The organism is Prochlorococcus sp. G4PB16 (assembly GCF_059772465.1).
Window position 1 is genome coordinate 962,191 of the sequence record NZ_CM186289.1, and the last position, 15,920, is coordinate 978,110.

General features: G+C 31.7%; 23 protein-coding genes and 1 pseudogene. 14 read left to right on the forward strand and 10 right to left on the reverse strand.

The features are described 5' to 3' along the window. Nucleotides 1-75: 75 nt before the first annotated feature. The 3 genes from AC6EIZ_RS05725 to AC6EIZ_RS05735 all read left to right on the forward strand — a co-directional run bounded on the left by AC6EIZ_RS05725 (nucleotide 76) and on the right by AC6EIZ_RS05735 (nucleotide 1,170). Complete coding sequence (locus AC6EIZ_RS05725) at nucleotides 76-384, forward strand: MATH domain-containing protein (RefSeq protein WP_498513078.1); 309 nt, start codon at nucleotides 76-78, stop codon at nucleotides 382-384. A gap of 113 nt (nucleotides 385-497) precedes the next feature. Continuing rightward, complete coding sequence (locus tag AC6EIZ_RS05730) at nucleotides 498-920, forward strand: hypothetical protein (RefSeq protein WP_498513080.1); 423 nt, start codon at nucleotides 498-500, stop codon at nucleotides 918-920. A gap of 4 nt (nucleotides 921-924) precedes the next feature. Then, complete coding sequence (locus tag AC6EIZ_RS05735; RefSeq protein WP_498513082.1) at nucleotides 925-1,170, forward strand: hypothetical protein; 246 nt, start codon at nucleotides 925-927, stop codon at nucleotides 1,168-1,170. Here the strand turns inward: AC6EIZ_RS05735 and AC6EIZ_RS05740 are convergent. The 4 genes from AC6EIZ_RS05740 to AC6EIZ_RS05755 all read right to left on the reverse strand — a co-directional run bounded on the left by AC6EIZ_RS05740 (nucleotide 1,167) and on the right by AC6EIZ_RS05755 (nucleotide 4,610). Continuing rightward, on the reverse strand, nucleotides 1,167-2,033 hold the full coding sequence (locus tag AC6EIZ_RS05740; protein WP_498513084.1) for an EamA family transporter: 867 nt from the start codon (nucleotides 2,031-2,033) through the stop codon (nucleotides 1,167-1,169). The genes AC6EIZ_RS05735 and AC6EIZ_RS05740 overlap by 4 nt on opposite strands. A 92-nt stretch (nucleotides 2,034-2,125) precedes the next feature. Further along, nucleotides 2,126-2,887, reverse strand: coding sequence for a GAF domain-containing protein (locus AC6EIZ_RS05745; RefSeq protein ID WP_498513086.1), 762 nt, complete (start codon nucleotides 2,885-2,887; stop codon nucleotides 2,126-2,128). Nucleotides 2,888-3,123: 236 nt separating this feature from the next. Next, entirely contained in the window at nucleotides 3,124-3,372 is a 249-nt protein-coding gene (locus tag AC6EIZ_RS05750; protein ID WP_498513088.1) for a DUF8653 family protein, read from the reverse strand. A gap of 863 nt (nucleotides 3,373-4,235) precedes the next feature. After that, the gene (locus AC6EIZ_RS05755) at nucleotides 4,236-4,610 is read right to left on the reverse strand and encodes an OsmC family protein (RefSeq protein ID WP_498513091.1); all 375 of its coding nucleotides are present in this window, start codon (nucleotides 4,608-4,610) and stop codon (nucleotides 4,236-4,238) included. Between the two features lie 210 nt (nucleotides 4,611-4,820). Between AC6EIZ_RS05755 and AC6EIZ_RS05760 the strand changes: the two genes are divergently transcribed. Together AC6EIZ_RS05760 and AC6EIZ_RS05765 are read left to right on the forward strand one after the other, a co-directional pair. Further along, complete coding sequence (locus AC6EIZ_RS05760) at nucleotides 4,821-5,192, forward strand: DUF8671 domain-containing protein (protein ID WP_498513093.1); 372 nt, start codon at nucleotides 4,821-4,823, stop codon at nucleotides 5,190-5,192. 69 nt (nucleotides 5,193-5,261) lie between these two features. Beyond that, entirely contained in the window at nucleotides 5,262-5,456 is a 195-nt protein-coding gene (locus AC6EIZ_RS05765; RefSeq protein WP_498513095.1) for a hypothetical protein, read from the forward strand. A gap of 186 nt (nucleotides 5,457-5,642) precedes the next feature. Here the strand turns inward: AC6EIZ_RS05765 and AC6EIZ_RS05770 are convergent, their stop codons facing one another. Genes AC6EIZ_RS05770 through AC6EIZ_RS05780 form a run of 3 tightly spaced genes read right to left on the reverse strand, consistent with a single transcriptional unit; the run spans nucleotide 5,643 to nucleotide 6,025 of the window. Continuing rightward, complete coding sequence (locus AC6EIZ_RS05770; protein ID WP_498513097.1) at nucleotides 5,643-5,789, reverse strand: high light inducible protein; 147 nt, start codon at nucleotides 5,787-5,789, stop codon at nucleotides 5,643-5,645. Further along, nucleotides 5,789-5,908 carry a high light inducible protein gene (locus AC6EIZ_RS05775; RefSeq protein ID WP_011294968.1) on the reverse strand — a complete coding sequence of 40 codons (120 nt, stop codon included), beginning with the start codon at nucleotides 5,906-5,908 and terminating at the stop codon, nucleotides 5,789-5,791. The genes AC6EIZ_RS05770 and AC6EIZ_RS05775 overlap by 1 nt, the downstream gene beginning before the upstream one ends. Before the next feature lie 9 nt (nucleotides 5,909-5,917). Beyond that, a complete protein-coding gene (locus tag AC6EIZ_RS05780) occupies nucleotides 5,918-6,025 on the reverse strand; it encodes a high light inducible protein (protein WP_011125327.1) in 108 nt (35 codons plus the stop codon). Nucleotides 6,026-6,213: 188 nt separating this feature from the next. Between AC6EIZ_RS05780 and AC6EIZ_RS05785 the strand changes: the two genes are divergently transcribed. The 7 genes and pseudogenes from AC6EIZ_RS05785 to AC6EIZ_RS05815 all read left to right on the forward strand — a co-directional run bounded on the left by AC6EIZ_RS05785 (nucleotide 6,214) and on the right by AC6EIZ_RS05815 (nucleotide 10,503). Next, a complete protein-coding gene (locus AC6EIZ_RS05785; RefSeq protein ID WP_498513099.1) occupies nucleotides 6,214-6,474 on the forward strand; it encodes a hypothetical protein in 261 nt (86 codons plus the stop codon). Nucleotides 6,475-6,790: 316 nt separating this feature from the next. After that, nucleotides 6,791-7,465: a DUF3386 domain-containing protein gene (locus AC6EIZ_RS05790; protein ID WP_498513101.1), complete on the forward strand. Its 675-nt coding sequence runs from the start codon at nucleotides 6,791-6,793 to the stop codon at nucleotides 7,463-7,465. Between the two features lie 119 nt (nucleotides 7,466-7,584). Continuing rightward, nucleotides 7,585-8,153, forward strand: a pseudogene (locus AC6EIZ_RS05795) (hemagglutinin). 896 nt (nucleotides 8,154-9,049) lie between these two features. Further along, a complete protein-coding gene (locus AC6EIZ_RS05800; RefSeq protein WP_498513103.1) occupies nucleotides 9,050-9,244 on the forward strand; it encodes a hypothetical protein in 195 nt (64 codons plus the stop codon). A gap of 46 nt (nucleotides 9,245-9,290) precedes the next feature. Then, nucleotides 9,291-9,614 (forward strand): hypothetical protein, encoded by a 324-nt coding sequence (locus tag AC6EIZ_RS05805; RefSeq protein WP_498513105.1) that lies wholly within the window; start codon nucleotides 9,291-9,293, stop codon nucleotides 9,612-9,614. 204 nt (nucleotides 9,615-9,818) lie between these two features. Then, on the forward strand, nucleotides 9,819-9,971 hold the full coding sequence (locus AC6EIZ_RS05810) for a hypothetical protein (protein WP_011295035.1): 153 nt from the start codon (nucleotides 9,819-9,821) through the stop codon (nucleotides 9,969-9,971). A gap of 388 nt (nucleotides 9,972-10,359) precedes the next feature. Further along, entirely contained in the window at nucleotides 10,360-10,503 is a 144-nt protein-coding gene (locus AC6EIZ_RS05815) for a hypothetical protein (RefSeq protein WP_498513107.1), read from the forward strand. Nucleotides 10,504-10,560: 57 nt separating this feature from the next. On the opposite strand, the gene AC6EIZ_RS05820 is transcribed toward AC6EIZ_RS05815, so the two are convergent. The 3 genes from AC6EIZ_RS05820 to AC6EIZ_RS05830 form a co-directional block, all read right to left on the reverse strand. Next, nucleotides 10,561-10,713 carry a hypothetical protein gene (locus AC6EIZ_RS05820; RefSeq protein WP_498513109.1) on the reverse strand — a complete coding sequence of 51 codons (153 nt, stop codon included), beginning with the start codon at nucleotides 10,711-10,713 and terminating at the stop codon, nucleotides 10,561-10,563. A 600-nt stretch (nucleotides 10,714-11,313) separates the two neighbouring features. After that, entirely contained in the window at nucleotides 11,314-13,239 is a 1,926-nt protein-coding gene (locus AC6EIZ_RS05825) for an ABC-F family ATP-binding cassette domain-containing protein (protein ID WP_498513111.1), read from the reverse strand. 333 nt (nucleotides 13,240-13,572) lie between these two features. Further along, a complete protein-coding gene (locus AC6EIZ_RS05830) occupies nucleotides 13,573-13,788 on the reverse strand; it encodes a hypothetical protein (protein ID WP_498513113.1) in 216 nt (71 codons plus the stop codon). Nucleotides 13,789-13,871: 83 nt separating this feature from the next. Between AC6EIZ_RS05830 and AC6EIZ_RS05835 the strand changes: the two genes are divergently transcribed. Continuing rightward, nucleotides 13,872-14,234 carry a DUF805 domain-containing protein gene (locus AC6EIZ_RS05835; RefSeq protein WP_498513115.1) on the forward strand — a complete coding sequence of 121 codons (363 nt, stop codon included), beginning with the start codon at nucleotides 13,872-13,874 and terminating at the stop codon, nucleotides 14,232-14,234. A 1,108-nt stretch (nucleotides 14,235-15,342) separates the two neighbouring features. Next, nucleotides 15,343-15,678 carry a hypothetical protein gene (locus tag AC6EIZ_RS05840; protein ID WP_498513116.1) on the forward strand — a complete coding sequence of 112 codons (336 nt, stop codon included), beginning with the start codon at nucleotides 15,343-15,345 and terminating at the stop codon, nucleotides 15,676-15,678. Nucleotides 15,679-15,920: the final 242 nt, after the last annotated feature.

The window sequence follows — 15,920 nt, forward strand, 5'->3', positions numbered from 1 at the left end:
TAGATTTGGTCGGGGATCCACCCTTGAAGGAAAATTTACACATGATACTTTAAGTAAAGATCTTACAGATATAAGTTGAATAACAACAAATTCCCACAAGACGCTATTAGCCACAAGAAATTAAATGATTTTTTGATCAAAGCCAAAAAAGATATATCTTCAATTGCCCCCTCTGAAAACACTAATATCAAGGAAAATCAAGAATTCAATAATTTGATTAAAACCTGGACTGAAACAAGTCAAAAAATATTACTAATCATGCATAAGGAAGAGAAAGTTTTAAGTGAAAATAGAAATCCTAAATCTCTTATAGCTCTTGGAGCTATGGGAGCCCATATAAACATGGCCTTACAAGCCCTAAAATCAACAGAAACTGATCAATGAAGATTAAATATTAGTAAGTTTATCACATAAGAAATAAAAAGAACTAAACGTACTTTTAAAAAAATATAATTAGGTATAAAATCCTTTTTAAAAGGGTTGTAATCTATTTTATTTTGTCCGAGCAAAACCAAAATCCACTTGTTCTCGTTCCAGAGTCAACAGCTAAATCGATGAAGTCGATATCAGGAAACAGTAAAGGCTCGGTTGATGATTTAATTTATTGTCACCTATATGGTGTAGTAGGTGATTGGTACCTTTCAGAGATATCAGAAGACAGGGGAAAAGCCTTTGGATTTCAAATAATAAATTCTGAACCTGTTTGGGAAATGGATAAATGGTTAACTAATTCCAGAAAATGGGGAGAAATCCCGATAAAAGTACTTCAAGAACTTGTCAATGAGAAATTTTTAAAGGAGAAAGATATTCGTTTCTTGATTACTAGAGATTTATTTTGGGAACCTATCAAGTTTTCAGCAATTAATATCGATCAAAATACTCTTTTCTATCCAGGTACAACTGATAGAAATTTTTCTTGAATAAATGAAAGAAATAGACCCCAAAAGCGATCCTATTTATTTATTAACAAAAGCTGTTGAGCAAGGTGATCCTCAAGTTGCGAAAAAGGTCAAGGATCGCCTGAATAAATCAGATAATCCTTCAGAAATGAGATATCTAGAAGGATTGCTAATACTATTAGGTGAGAGGCCTGGAGAACTAGAAGATCCGCCCGACCTCGAAGATGATCCAGATGAATATTGGCAAGAAAATGATTACTTTGAGGTCTAAATCAAAGCAATAGCAACTCCAATAAAAGATAAAAAAGAATAGAAGATTGTTAATTTATTTATTTCATCTCCCTCTCTCTTTGAAATAAAAAGTGCAAAAATAGGCGAAAGACTTAACAAAGTCCAACCAATTCCAATAGGTAAAAATTTAAAAACTATCTGTTGAAATAATATTCCAAGATTAGTACCAATTAAGGTTGACAAAATCAAACTTGAATGATTTTGTTTAGTTATTGATCTATTTTTAAGAAGATACGAAAAATCTTTTTTAAAAATTAAAAATAAAAATATTGATGCTGATAAAAGTCGAATTTCAGTCGTTTCTAAGGGAGTTAATGTTGAGCTCATTAAAACTGATCTTGACATTAAAGCTGCCAAAACTGCACAAAAGATCGATCCCAACGCGCATAGGATACCAAGACAATTTATTTCTCTAGAATCCTCTTTTTTAAATGTATTTTGACGTACAATCATAAATAAAGAAAAAGAGACAATCAAAGATCCTATCCATACTTTTTGAGGATATATCTCATTGATACTCAATGTTCCTAAAGTAGTTGCAATTATTGGGGTTAACGCTTCAAATGAAAGAGTTTTTCGCGTACCTATGATTTTTAAAGAATTTATATATAAAGTATCCCCTATAGAAATACCGACTATTCCACTTACCATCAAAATAAATATAGAAAATATATCAGAGAACCAACTTATCGTTAGGACAACTGGTAAGAAGAAGATTGAAGCAAGAACATTTTTATAAATATTGATTTGCCTAGGTAGTAATTTTTCAGATTCTCTACGCCAAATAGAACACGCAAAAGTCCAAGATAATACTGCAGATATTGCAGCAAAAAAACCAATCATATTAAAACTGTTTGATACCTAAATTCTAAAAGTATGTATATTAATCAAAAGTTTAGCAATCAACTAAATCACATGAATTTATTTCTAGATAACTAACTACTTTTTTTGCATTCGGGCTTATTATTTTTACTATTTAAATTAAGTTTATCATCACTCCAGACTTCTAATACATCAGGGAAATGCTTCTCCATACATAAATCGCAAATCCCATGACTAAAACGAATATCTGAAATTTTCGAAAGATATTTTTCTAGATGTTGCCACTCACCATCCGAATCCCTTACCTCTTTGCAATATGAACATGTCGTTAAAATACCCTCATTATTATGCATTTGAGTGAGAGCATCAAGAAGAGAAATAGATCTTTTACGAAGTTCCAATAAGGTTACAACCTGTCTAGATAATGCTTCCATAATTTGATGCTGTTGTGCAGACAAATTTCCCGGCTTTCTATCAATCACGCAGAGAGTTCCTATTCGTTGATCATTTGGGGTTTGCAATGGGAAACCAGCATACAAACGAATTTTTGGTTCCTTAACCACCAAAGGATTTGATTTAAATCGCTCATCGAGTAGAGCATCTTCAACAATCAAAGGTTCTGAACTGGCAATTGCATGAGCACAAAAAGAAACGTCCCTTGATGTTTCTTTCGTATCAAACCCACACATTGATTTAAACCATTGCTTATCTGTATCAACCAAACTCATTAAGGAAATAGGAGTTCCACAAGTTAAAGAAGCTATTTTCGTTATGTCGTCATAACATTGCTCAGGCTGAGTACCAAGAATCCTGTACTCAGCAAGAGCTTTTAAGCGCTCTTCTTCATTGCTTATTACTGGGGCACCAAAACCCAAAACAAATCCTTTGTAGTATTCTTCAAGAATAGATAAAACCTATATATAAAAACCAATCTCTTCTTAATAATAAATAATTACTTTTCTAAAAGAAAAATTAATGCAATGTAAAGCAGATCAAACCTGAAGAGCTTGTATAAAAAATAAATTCTAGACATTCTACCAAAAATAGCTATTCTGGATTTTCTTATTATTTTTTCTCTCAATATAGCCAATATTTGTAATTATTTCGCAATTCAAAAGGTCTTTGAAGTCCTAATTTTAAAGCTACTTTTAGTTATCAAACTATCCTCACTAAGATCTAGACCTTTGACGCTAGAGATCTGTCCTTTCAAACCTTCCAATTGAAGTTGATCAATCATCTGCTGAATAACCTGACTTTCAACTAACTTCTGATCAATCATATCCGGAGTAATTTTCTCAAATACTTTACCTGCTTTAGAGGCAACCACATCTGATGCATTAGTGATTTTGAGAAGGATCATAATTAACTAAACTTGGATAAATTGAAATCAAATTCAATCTATTTACAATTTAATATTATATATATCCATCACTAATTTAATATTAAAGAATTATGGAAAAACAATTCAATTAAGAATTAATATAAAAATTTGAATTAAAGCCAAGCATAAAAACATCCAAAGTAATATCATGCCTATCTTATTATGGAAGGAACCCTTCTTATAAAATGATGGACCTGAATCCCAATCTCTTTTCATTATTAAACTTAAATAATCTAAAAACAAGATAGCAATATCTTTGTATTTTGATTGCTCCACAAAAAAAATGCCATACAATTTAAAATTATATAAAAAACAGAAATATCCACAAAAACAAATTAAACATAACATAATAATAAAAAATAAATAAATCTCCTGTATTGCAAATTCACAATAGAACTTGATTTTTCACAACTCTATTGATAGCTGAACTTTGAACAAACAAAAAATCTAATTGGAAGATCATTAATTTCAGCTATATTTATGCAATTCCTGGCAAAATAATATACTTCGAGCAGACTAATGGAATTATAATAAATAAAAATATACCCCCTACCTTGGCTCCATTTTATTTGTTTTTGGCTATAGTTTGTTTATTTTTTGGCTCAATACTTTTATCTCAGGATTTAAACAAAGATTAAGGGCTTATCTTTTACTAATATTTATAGTCCCAACAACTTTATATTTCATTTCTCTCCTTTCCAAACAAAAGCTGTATTAATGAATGCTGGTCTTAATAGAGGATTAGTACTTGGTCTAAGCAATGCAAAAAGTACATCACTCAAAGTACTTTTTAATAAACAGACAGTTAAAAAATTAGCAACAAAACCGCTTCAATTTTAAATTTATTTATAGTGCCAGTTCAACTTAATATCCACAGAGGGCTCAAGATTAAGCTTTACAGGACAATTCTCAGCTGTTTTTTTAAGGATTTTATACTTTTGAACCTCTAATTCAGATGGCATAAAAATTTCTAGCACAAGAGTCTTTATTTTCCTAGGACCCTCTGTCGTCATTATCTTATAAACATCAACCTTAATCTTACCAAGGTCCCACCCTCTACTTTTTGCCTCAATACCCATAATTGTGATTACACAAGCTCCCAAAGAAGAAGCTAATAAATCAGTTGGAGCAAAACCTCTTCCTTCTCCATCATGGTCTTTAGGTGCATCAGTATAAATAACACTTCCGGAAAGAGAATGTTTTGCTTCAGTGTGCAAATCCCCAAGATAGTTGCAACTGATTTTCGTAGAGTTTAAATAAGTATCTTTTGAGTTTTTAATTTGAAGGAGATAATCTATATATTATCTTACCGAATTTATGCTCTCATCAAGTATCCAATAATTTACTTTTATCAAAAGCAAAGCAATCATGATGAAAAACAAAAAATAAGTTATTTTTTACAAAAAATTTACCTTACACTTAAAATAATGGTTTTTATTTCATTTTTTCTAAGTTTACTTATTACTCTTCATCCCACCTCGGACTTCAATTGCGATGGAGATAGACTAACTGCAGTTATTAGAAATAATTTAAATGGAGATTTCGCAATAACTGATGATCTGGAAAATATTGATAACGGAGCATTTATAGTTCTTAATTGGCGAGATATAAAACTCATGCTCCCAGTATCTTTTAAGGTCGGTGACATATCATTCACTGACAAGAAATGGTTATGGAGTTATCAGGATGAGAAAAATGGTTTAAGAATGGATGAACCAAGATTTGCTCATCTCTTACCTAATGGTGAAATTCAAGAATTTTCTTGTAAAGCTGTTTTCACTGAAAACAGTGTTTCATAAAGAAACCCTTAAGCAGGAAATCATTATGACAAGCTATAGCTAATTAATTAGTAGTTGGAAAAATCTTAAATGACTATCTCAAGATCAAAGAGATTTGTATTTGTTGATACGAAGAAAGATGTAAACAAAAAACAAATTTTTATTTTTGGGGCAATAATTGCTAGTGGTTGCTTAAGTGGTGCAATTTTAATAGCACTATATATTGAATATCTTCATAATCCAGCTTTTCACAGCTTTGTTCAATCAAGAGGAATATTCCTTTGAATTTTTAATTAATTGATATTATGTAGCACTAAAAAAGCTCTCAATTTCGAGAGCTTAAATCGATTCTTAAAAAATCTGTTTGTTGAGGTCCTAGCCATTGAATGATTTATCAATGGCTTCGTAAATGGACTCAAAATTGCCAAACTTAGATCAAATATCTGTCAATTAACGATATCTTTCAAAAAGTTATACAAAACCAGGAATAATTTGACCTGTGGTTGCATATGCACCGACTAAGGCGATACAACCAAATAGTGCTGCATAGCCGTTAAGTCTTTCAGCGGTAACCTTCTCAGGATCAATGTTTATTTTGTTGTTTTCTTGAGAAGACATTACACAACTCCGGGAATAAGTTGACCAGTTGTTAGGTAGATACCTGTTAAAAGAACGAAAGCCATCATGGCTGGCCTTCCAATACTTCTTTCTAAAATCGTCTTGTTAGATGGTTGCATGATTAGAAACTAAAAGATTCCAGGAATTATTTGTCCAGTTGTTGCATATGCTCCAAAGGCTGCAACGAAGCCAAGCATTGCGGCCCAACCGTTAAACTTTTCTGCTTCAGGTGTCATCTTAAAATAAGTTAATTTATGTAAATTAATGTAAACTATTTGCGCCTTTAGCTGATGGTGGTCAACCGAACATACTAGTAAAAGTGATCAAATACATTAGAAAAATCTATACAAGAAACAAAAACTACTTACATTCTTTTGAACCACTTGTTGATTTCCTATAATTTATAAGTGAATCAAGAAAGAATTTGTACGACCCCTCGATTGGACAAGAATCACTAACTACGGTTGATGTAGTAGGGGTACTTGTCGGACATGTCCTTTTTGGAGTTGCCGCCACACTTTTAATTGATTGGAGTTGGATTCCCTTAAGTCCACAGCAAAGAGAGAGTGGCCGTTCACTGAAAGAAATCAAACGAGGCTGGGGGTGGGATGAAAAAGCTGATAGCGAGGAGGAGTCTCTACGCTCATCAAACAGACAGTCCTTAGTTGAAAAAAATAACGAATAATCCATTTAATCCTTAATAAGGTCAAATGATTTGCGTTGATGTGTATCATGTAATCTACAAATTTTTGAGAGATATATTAAAAGTTCCAACTCGGAAGATGCTTTTGCGAGATAACCATTTCTTGCATGTTATGGGCTAGCAACAAAATAACTTAAGTAAAATGCAATTAAACATTAGTTCTTGGAAGTAATTTATATGTGTTGATTGTTAATAAAAAATGCCATGGATAACTATCAATAATTTGGTTTCGTAAATATTTTTTTAATTAGTTTATTAATAAATCAAATTGACTAAGATAAGAATCAAACAAAGTTTTATGCCAAACAACGAAATGATAGGAGCAGATTGTACGCATTTATTTAAGTCTGCCTATGAAAATCGCTACACGTGGGAATCAAGTTTCCCTGGTTATGAAGGTAGATGTTCTTGGACAGATGGCGAAATAGAACTAAAAGGAATATTTTCCTTAGGACAAGATTTAAAAGCAACTGTTAATGAAATAGATGATGAAGAAATACACAAAGCCATTTCTTCACAACTTTGGGAAGTTGCTATTCATCGAGTTAGAAGATCATTTGAACAAACTCATGGTAAAAATACCTTTACTTATGGAAATACAAACGAAATTGGCTCTGAAGTTATAGTTGGGGGGAAAAACGAAGGTGACAAATACAGGGTCAAAAACAATGTTGTTACGATGGTTTACAGGCATATTCATGGAAATCTAATAATCATCCTCACTAAAGAGGTGACTGATACTGGTAATGGCTACTTAAGCAAGAGTTATTCTAGCCAATATCTTGATCCAATTTCTAAAAAAGATTTAAAGGGAAAAAGTTTTTACGAAGATACTTTTATCCCTTTATTCGAAGGAGGACCTTGGGTTTTATCTTCTAGATCCATACATCAAGAATCCTCAGAAGGTTCAATAATAAATAAACAAGTATTTTCTTTTTCGGAGTTAAAAAGTCTTAGCTCTAAGCAAGGTTAATCCATTAAATCTTAGCGAGAATCAGAATTGATATACAAATATCTGCCTAGGTGAAAACCGAGATTTATAAATTAATTGTTTTCGATTATGAGAGAACTATGAGGGTAGGAGGTTTACAAATGCTTCTTCACTTTGTCCCTATTCGTGTTTTTCGTGAAACACCACAAGTATCATTCTTGATACAGGTGTAAACAGATCAAATGGCGCTGATGTTTTTATCCATCATGAATATGCCATATCTCCCGATGATGACGGAAATTTTGAGCAGTATTATATTCATCACCAAATTGATCACAATTTAGTGATTGAAGGTAGTCGAAAATTCACTCTTATCAATCCAAAATGGGATGAGCCGTACCATGTGATTTTTTTTAAATAGAGCAATGGGTGCAATTCAAATACCAACTGGAACTTATTACCGATCAGAATCAGGGGAAGAAGGTAGTATTGTTTTGAATCAACCAAGTAGAGATGCTTTATTTGATCAAAAAAAGAATTCTTGCCTATTAGTTTAAGATCAAACAAACAACAAAAAAAGGCTCGGCAGGCTCATCCGGTTTACTGGATTTGGGAAAAAGAAAGAATAAAAAGAGTAAAATTAGATTGTAAAGGCTTCTCTAAGAACACTAAACTTGAATCAAATGTATCTGTAGTAAATAAAGATAATATTTCAACATATATTAATTAAAAAATATTTGAGTGATTTATTAACTAAAAGTAGACATATGGATAAAATCATACGAGACAGTAGACGTATAAAAAGGATATAATTAATACATTTGCAATTCTTGTCTTGAAAATGGATTAAACAATCCAGTGTGACACTCATATTTCAGACCAAAGACGGTTTCGCGACTTTTGATTGGATCTTATCAGCTTTCTAAAATTGAGAATTGATCACTATCCAGATTTGAATATGCCATCAAATCTCCAGGATTTTAATCAAAGCTAGAAATTAAAATTCAAATTCCCCAGCAATTAAGAAATCCTGAGAAAAAAGCTAAATTAATTGAATATGTATTCTTTTGCCAAAAATCAACATTAAAAGTATTTCTAACCACTAAAAGGTGGTGATTAACATAAAGACATTTTCAGGTAAAGAAACACTGCCCATAAAATAAATGAAGATTTTATTGTTTAGCTGCTTTTCACAGTGTTTTTGAAGATCTATTATTCATTTTAGCCAAATCAGCTTGCATGGATTAGGAATACTGAACTGAGTGAGTAATTTCATGAAAGTGATTAGAGATTAAAAAACATCCAAAACTTTTAGGTATCTAATCATCATCAACTTGAAACTCTTTCATTGAGTCTCCGTAATAACTCATAGCCAACTGAAGTAAAACCCAGTTCACAGCTCTAGACATTGTAACTTCGAAATGAATTCAACTTAAAGATGGCTTATCTTTTATGGCTTAGCCATGAGTAATTATTATTTTTAAAGGATTAATATATTCGTTAGTAATTAAAAATCAAATTATTCATCAATTTTGATTCTCAAAAGAAGTAACGATAAGTAATTATTCATAGCATTTATACATTTTAAATATAAACTTCGATCATAAAGCAACGGAAAGGTATCGTATGGTTTTTCTATCGAATCCACAAGTTTGGCACTTACCTGGCACTTGGTCTGAGCAACCTATTGATGGCCCTTACCTAGGCATGACCTCAAGTCAATTAAGTTGGGTGGCTGCATCTATTTTGTTAACTTTATTGGTAGCTTTTAGTGTTTACATTCTTGAGAATAGAAACTCAAAGAGTAAAAGAAGTTCTTAGAATACTTGAAATAATAAGAGTTTACTTACTAGGTAATTAATATTTCATGACATATTTAATCTTATATATTTCTGGTATAGCCTCAATTTGGTGGGTTTATCGTGTTGGATGGACTGAAGCTCTAAAGACTATTCTCAGTGTTTTAATTCCTTCTCTCTTAATTATTCTTTTTAATGTCAAAGCAGGACGACTTATATTCAAAAACCCTGCTGTTGGAATAATAAGTGTTCTTCCTACCGCCATTTTTATCTATCGAGGGTCAAAGCCTCTTGTATTTGGTATTAATAGCTGGTTAGATAGAAAACGAAACGAATTTGTTGATTCAAAAGAAGTTGTTGATGCCGAAGTGGTTTCTAAAGAGGAATCATAATTTTTTTTTATAAAATGTAGTCATAGACTCATATTTGAAGTCTCAAAAACTCTCAACCCATTTATATAGAACTCATTTACCTTCAAGAAAAGTAAATTAGATTTTGAATTTCGAAAAAATTAGGAGTTTCTTTATTCTTTTATTAGTTATATTTGTTGATCGCAGAGAATAAATGGCAATAATAAAGTGATTGATAATTCAACCATGACAGATAACGAGCCAAAGTGGGATTACACCACTAAAGAAGGAAACTTCGCAGCAGGAGCTGCGGTTGTTGGAGGAAATTTATTAGTTCTTATTATTTATATTCTCTATAGAACTGTTCCCTCTGTTCACCATTTCATTATCGGGAGATAACTCAAAAATCACCTGGAGCAAGACTTTAATTATTGGAGAAAAGAATTCTCAGTATCTTCGGTTAATTATTGATTCCGACCAGATGAAAGCCAATAAAAAAGCCATTCCAATTAAAAGGAGAAGGGTTTTAAACAACCCAACTAAAACCAAAACCAAGCCCCCGGCAGTGCTATAAATTGCCAATTCAAGGCATCTCTACCTGCTCTGCTGCCTTTTTACTTGAAGGAGAAATCACCTCTGGATAAAAGCCATTATTAACTCACAAATAATTTTTACACACAATAAATTCATTCAAAAGGAAAATAACCTACTTAACGGATACTGAAATCATGAGAATTTGTTGTTAGGCAAATCTTTATATAAAAATCACTGAAGCATCTATGAGTTTTTGGTTTCTTCAAATAATCCAAAAAAAGTCCATGCTACTAATGAAATAAGTCCAATTACCAAAGATATGATGGCAAAAATAAATTTCCCTAAGAAAAGAAATCCAATAGCTGTTGTTATGAAAATCAAAGAAAAAGTTAAATAGATTTTGGGAGGTATTTTTTTTAGAAACTCCATAATTTGCCTGTTAAAAACATCTTTATTAAAAGGGAAACTCAGATTTCATCCAAACAGCAGAAATAACTTTCATGAGTAACCACATAACTAAAGCACCCTCAAGGAAGCCAAACCAATAAAGGGCATAGTTGGATATCCCCATTTCTTTTTGAACACGTTCAACAAAAGATTTATGCAATTTAATCAACTTCACAATTCATCTGTCTACAATAGAATTATTATAGTTAAGAACTGCACATCAGAAATTATTTTAATAATAGAATTTCTTATTATCGTAAGATATGTTTATATGCAGAGCCTCCAAGACTAATTATCTAAAAATGACCATAATCTTATTAGTCTTCTATTAATAACTACGAAAATGCGTCATTTGAAATTTGCGAAAATATCGCTCCACCAATTCAATAATCTCTAATAGGCATAAAAACAGGATAATATTATTCTAAAAACATGAGCAGGTTGAGATACATTAAATTACTGGAGGCAAGAGATTAAATCAAATAAACCAATCACGTATTAGTGAAATTTGTTTGAGCCTCTGAAGAAGATCACAATATAAAATCATCTTCCATTACAATAAATATTGACTATGATTCATATTCCTTAAAAGCACTCAAGTTCTCTTCCAGTAGCTTGAATCGAAATGAGCTTTACATTGGAAAATCGAATGATTAAGTAGTAAACACTAAATTCTTTTTTTTAATAGTTATACACAAGATATTGATAGTGTCGATTTGATCTATATCTATTTTTCTGCATCACGAGAAACATTACATTGTTACTTGGCAGACTCAGACAACTCACTTAGCTCAAGCCATCTATCCTCATGGTCTTGAATAGATTCAATAAGCTTTGCTAATTGATGACTTATTTCATTAATATCTACATCACTGTTAATTATTTTTTTTTCTAAATATATTTTCTGTTTTTCTAACATCGGTAGCTTCAGATCTAGTTCCTTTAATTCTTTAGCTTCTTTAAAACTCAATTTTCTCGTATTATTTTTTGGATTTGATTTTATTTCTAATTTACGCTTGTTTTGTGAATCATTAACTATCTTATCTCGTTCTTTGGTTTCATTATTTCGCTCTTCTAAAATTTTTTGTTCCAGAAAACGAGAGTAATTACCTTCATATCTTCGTAGGTAGCCATTTTCAAAATTAAAAATTCGATCAATAGTTCGATCAAGAAAATATCTATCATGTGATACGACTACGACACAACCTTTGAAGTCCTCAAGAAAATCTTCCAACACGCTTAGAGTTTGTATATCTAAATCATTTGTAGGTTCATCAAGCAACAATACGTTAGGAGCTTGTATGAGCATTTTACAGAGAGCAAGTCTTCTTTTTTCTCCTCCTGAAAGTTTAAGTAGAGGGCTATGTTGCTGACTGGGTGGAAACAGAAATTTTTCTAAGAGTTGTGATGCAGTTATTTGTTTTCCTCCATGATCAATGCGTAATGCAGCTTCCTCCACAAATTCGATAACTTTACGGTTTAAGCCACTCCCATGATTTAAATCATTTGTATGTTGATCAAGATAGCCAATATGAACAGTCTCTCCAAGTTTTATCTCCCCACTTGTAGGCAATCTTTTACCTGCAATTAGATCTAAAAGAGTCGATTTACCACTTCCATTTGGACCAATTATACCTACTCGATCCTCTGGACTAAAGCTATAAGTGAAATCATGTAAAAGATCCAACTTACTCTCTTTATCAGTTAAAGAGAGTCCTACTCCTACAGCTTCAATTACTATTTTTCCAATTCTTCTACTCAATGAATTCATTTCTAATTTAGTTTTGACATGATTTTTAGGTTTCGCTTGCATTTCAGCAATCCTTTGAACACGTGCTTTTTGTTTTGTACTTCTTGCTTTAGGACCTTGTCTTAACCAAGCTAATTCCTTTCTTAAAACACCCTGAAATTTTTTCTTTGTAGATGCATCTGATTTTTCTTGTTCAACTTTTTGTTGAAGAAATTGACGATAATTTCCCAAATATTTGCGCGCTACTCCATTATTGATTTCGACCATCCGAGTAGTAATTCGATCAAGAACATATCTATCGTGAGTTATCAAAACGAGAGCTCCCTCATAATGGTCTAACCAATTTTGAAGCCATTCCACTGCAAATGCATCAAGGTGATTGGTAGGTTCATCAAGAAGTAAGACGTCAGGTTTAGAGACAAGTGCAGCCGCAAGTCCCACTCTTTTGCGGTAACCACCTGAAAGATCTTTTACTCGCTTGTCTAAATCTTTTATACCTAGTCTTCTTAGAACATCTTGGCAATCCTGTTCCAAATTCCATGCCCCAGCGGCATCCATCATTTCACTCGCCTGACCTAGCTTTTTCAAAAGATATTCATCTTCTGGATTTTGAGCAATTTTTCTACTTAGCTTACTGAAATTAAGTAATAATTTTCTTTTTTCGCCACATCCTTCAAGAACTTCTTCCAAAATACTTTTTTCGCTGTTGTACCTTGTCTCTTGCCCTACTAAAGAGATCCGCAAAGATGATAAACATCTCCTTTGTCCCTCCATCAAAGGTTCAATTCCTGCAAGTACTCTCAAAAGTGTTGACTTACCAGATCCATTTGGACCAATCAAACCAAGTCTCTCCTTTTTATTTATGTGAAGATCTAAACTTTTAAAAAGATTTTTAATTCCAAAGTCTGTTGAAGCATTAACAAGACTAATCAACACAGCTTATGCCCTCACATCCAAAATAATGCTTCCTCTTAAATAATACCCCTTTAGCCTCTAGATCTTTTTTACTCTTGATCATAAAATTTATAAAAGACGTATAACTTAATTTTCATTCACCTGGATCTTTCCCATCAGATATTTACAAAAGATTAAATTTTATATTCAAACTTATTAGCAGGTTTTATACATGCTTAGGGGAAAGCCAGGGAACCTAACTGGAACTTAGAAGTAAATTCTATGATTAGATAAAAAACCAACAATTGATCTATAAAAAAAAATCAACTACTGAAGATAGAATTTAGACATAGGGGAAAAACGTAATCAAAGAATCTAGCGAAAGAAATTACAGTACTGCTCAACTCTTGAGCTAACTCTACCAGAATCTTTTAATCCTAATAACCTTGCTGCATCTCCACCGTTTATTTCTACTGCATAATATCGTCCACAAATATTCTTAGTTTCATAAATTCGATCATCAGAATTAACAGCTATCGTAGACATAAGAGCAAAAGAAAGAGAAAGAGGTATCAACAAAATTCGGTTCATTATTATCTTTTATAAGAAGAAAAACTCATAGAGCCTTTTATGAGTAAGATCTTACATAACTATAAATACACATAAGAGTAATTATGAATTTTTTAGAGAGAGTTCTTTCAAATTACTTTTTGGCTTGGAGCCAGATTTTTAATTATAAAGACAAGACAAGTAGAATACCATTTTGGCACTTTTTTATACTTGATGGGCTAATAGGAGCTTTAGTTTCAGTATTATCCAATAACAATCTAGTTGATGATCCTAACAATTTTTATTCAATCGCAGAAGTATACGACTGGAGTTATTTGTACAGTATTCCTTCATTTTTAGTGTTTTTAGCCTTATTAGTAAGAAGACTTAGAGATATAGGTAAAGAAAACTTAGTTTTATGGATTTTTTGTTCATTTATCCCTTTTTACAATCTATATGTATTTGCACAGCCTTCTTCAAAACAATGAATGAAGCTTAGTGATGCATTGAGATCAGACCTAGAAAAAATCATTTAGATAAATTGGGGCTGAGTTTATTATCTATCAATTAAGAATTTATGTTGTCAAATCACCATACGACACTATTGAGTAGTTGATATAATTTCTAAGTTAAAACCCTCTTAAGTAATTACTCGCAATTATATAAATAATATATATGGGATAAAGACTAATTTATACAACCTCTAAACCTCATACAACCAAGCTTACTTCTTCATGCAAGATTTATTCAATTATTTCCTACCCTTAAAAGTACGCGGATAAGGTACGTTGAGAGCATTGAATCTTTGAAGTTTTTTTCTACGCCTATAACGCTTGTAATACAAATCAAATAATTTCGATACGCCTAACCAAGATAAAATACAACCTAAGAATATTCTAGCTCCTTCAGTTGATGCAATCCAATAAACAATAGGGTTAACAATAAAATTAATACTAATCAAAAGTCCAAGCAATAAGGCGATAATAAGAGAAGCAATAACAAAGAAGACTCTCAAAAATTTTTTCGTATCGAGGTATTTCATCTATATTCATTAGGAATAATATTACTCCTCTCTAAATTATCCATTTTTCAAAGGCGTGAATAAGGAGATTATAATGTAGAGCAAAAGAAAATGATCAATAATTAATCTAAACTTATCTAATGTTTTTTTAATGTAAGGTCTAATTACTTTCTAATTACTTTGATTATGTTATTTAAAAAGCAAAATAATTAGAAGGGAGCAAAATAACTTATTTACAAATTTTAGTTATTTAGCAAATAAAAAGCAAGAGAGCAGATAAAAATTCATTGACATTCGAACAAAGGGGCGAAGAAGATTCAATCAATTGAGGATTCATCCAAAAACATTTACAAGTTGGATTGAATTTGTTAAAAATCATCTAGTTAGAATATAACCTCTGTGTCATTATCAAACTCCGTATTTTCGATATCACTACGGGCCAAAGATTTTAAACTATTTGAATCGGGCAAAAGAACGCTTATCAAATAAAGCTGATTGTCAGAACAGATAATTATTAGAACAGATAAAACAATTAGTACATCCTCTATGCCAATACACCTACAACTCAATAACGAATGACTCCTAATCTACCAATCATTTCTTCTTTAAAATCAAAAAAGAAAAAGCAAGCAGATAGCAGAATTCCTGAATGGACTCTCTTTTCTCTTTGTTTTATAACTACTCTAGTAGTCGTTAGCTTAATCAAAGCTTACCTTCCATTACTTGTATCTGCACTTGCTATGCTTTTTGTATGGAGTCAAATGACTAAGCCCATAGCAGAGATTAAGACTAAAGCCACGAATGTTGACAGCAATCAGTTAAATCTATTCCATAGGCAATATAAAATTGGGAGGAAGTATTCCAAGATCAAGAAGGTATTACAAGAAAAGGAAGATTCTAAAGCTGCTTAATATAGCGTCCTTCATAGACAAACCTCTGATTCAATAGTTGAAATTAGCTTTAATGATTAAGATGTAAAGACTGATAATGCTTGGATTGAATCAATAACGTACGAGCCCACTATTAGTGGTTGTTGCTTAATTCACCAAAAGAATTGACAAACTATATAGACGTGTGAGAATCAATTCATCCAAAATTTGTGAGGATTAATAGTTATTCTTTGCTGTTTTCTCTGCCTTAAAATCATCATCAC

Excerpts from the sequence above, each read along its gene's own strand:
- AC6EIZ_RS05775 (WP_011294968.1), bottom strand. The coding sequence starts at position 5,908 with ATGCAACCATCTAACAAGACGATTTTAGAAAGAAGTATTGGAAGGCCA.
- AC6EIZ_RS05800 (WP_498513103.1), top strand. The coding sequence starts at position 9,050 with ATGGTTTTTCTATCGAATCCACAAGTTTGGCACTTACCTGGCACTTGG.
- AC6EIZ_RS05740 (WP_498513084.1), bottom strand. The coding sequence starts at position 2,033 with ATGATTGGTTTTTTTGCTGCAATATCTGCAGTATTATCTTGGACTTTT.
- AC6EIZ_RS05835 (WP_498513115.1), top strand. The coding sequence starts at position 13,872 with ATGAATTTTTTAGAGAGAGTTCTTTCAAATTACTTTTTGGCTTGGAGC.
- AC6EIZ_RS05760 (WP_498513093.1), top strand. The coding sequence starts at position 4,821 with ATGGTTTTTATTTCATTTTTTCTAAGTTTACTTATTACTCTTCATCCC.
- AC6EIZ_RS05810 (WP_011295035.1), top strand. The coding sequence starts at position 9,819 with ATGACAGATAACGAGCCAAAGTGGGATTACACCACTAAAGAAGGAAAC.
- AC6EIZ_RS05780 (WP_011125327.1), bottom strand. The coding sequence starts at position 6,025 with ATGACACCTGAAGCAGAAAAGTTTAACGGTTGGGCCGCAATGCTTGGC.
- AC6EIZ_RS05770 (WP_498513097.1), bottom strand. The coding sequence starts at position 5,789 with ATGTCTTCTCAAGAAAACAACAAAATAAACATTGATCCTGAGAAGGTT.
- AC6EIZ_RS05840 (WP_498513116.1), top strand. The coding sequence starts at position 15,343 with ATGACTCCTAATCTACCAATCATTTCTTCTTTAAAATCAAAAAAGAAA.
- AC6EIZ_RS05765 (WP_498513095.1), top strand. The coding sequence starts at position 5,262 with ATGACTATCTCAAGATCAAAGAGATTTGTATTTGTTGATACGAAGAAA.
- AC6EIZ_RS05805 (WP_498513105.1), top strand. The coding sequence starts at position 9,291 with ATGACATATTTAATCTTATATATTTCTGGTATAGCCTCAATTTGGTGG.
- AC6EIZ_RS05735 (WP_498513082.1), top strand. The coding sequence starts at position 925 with ATGAAAGAAATAGACCCCAAAAGCGATCCTATTTATTTATTAACAAAA.
- AC6EIZ_RS05750 (WP_498513088.1), bottom strand. The coding sequence starts at position 3,372 with ATGATCCTTCTCAAAATCACTAATGCATCAGATGTGGTTGCCTCTAAA.
- AC6EIZ_RS05830 (WP_498513113.1), bottom strand. The coding sequence starts at position 13,788 with ATGAACCGAATTTTGTTGATACCTCTTTCTCTTTCTTTTGCTCTTATG.
- AC6EIZ_RS05790 (WP_498513101.1), top strand. The coding sequence starts at position 6,791 with ATGCCAAACAACGAAATGATAGGAGCAGATTGTACGCATTTATTTAAG.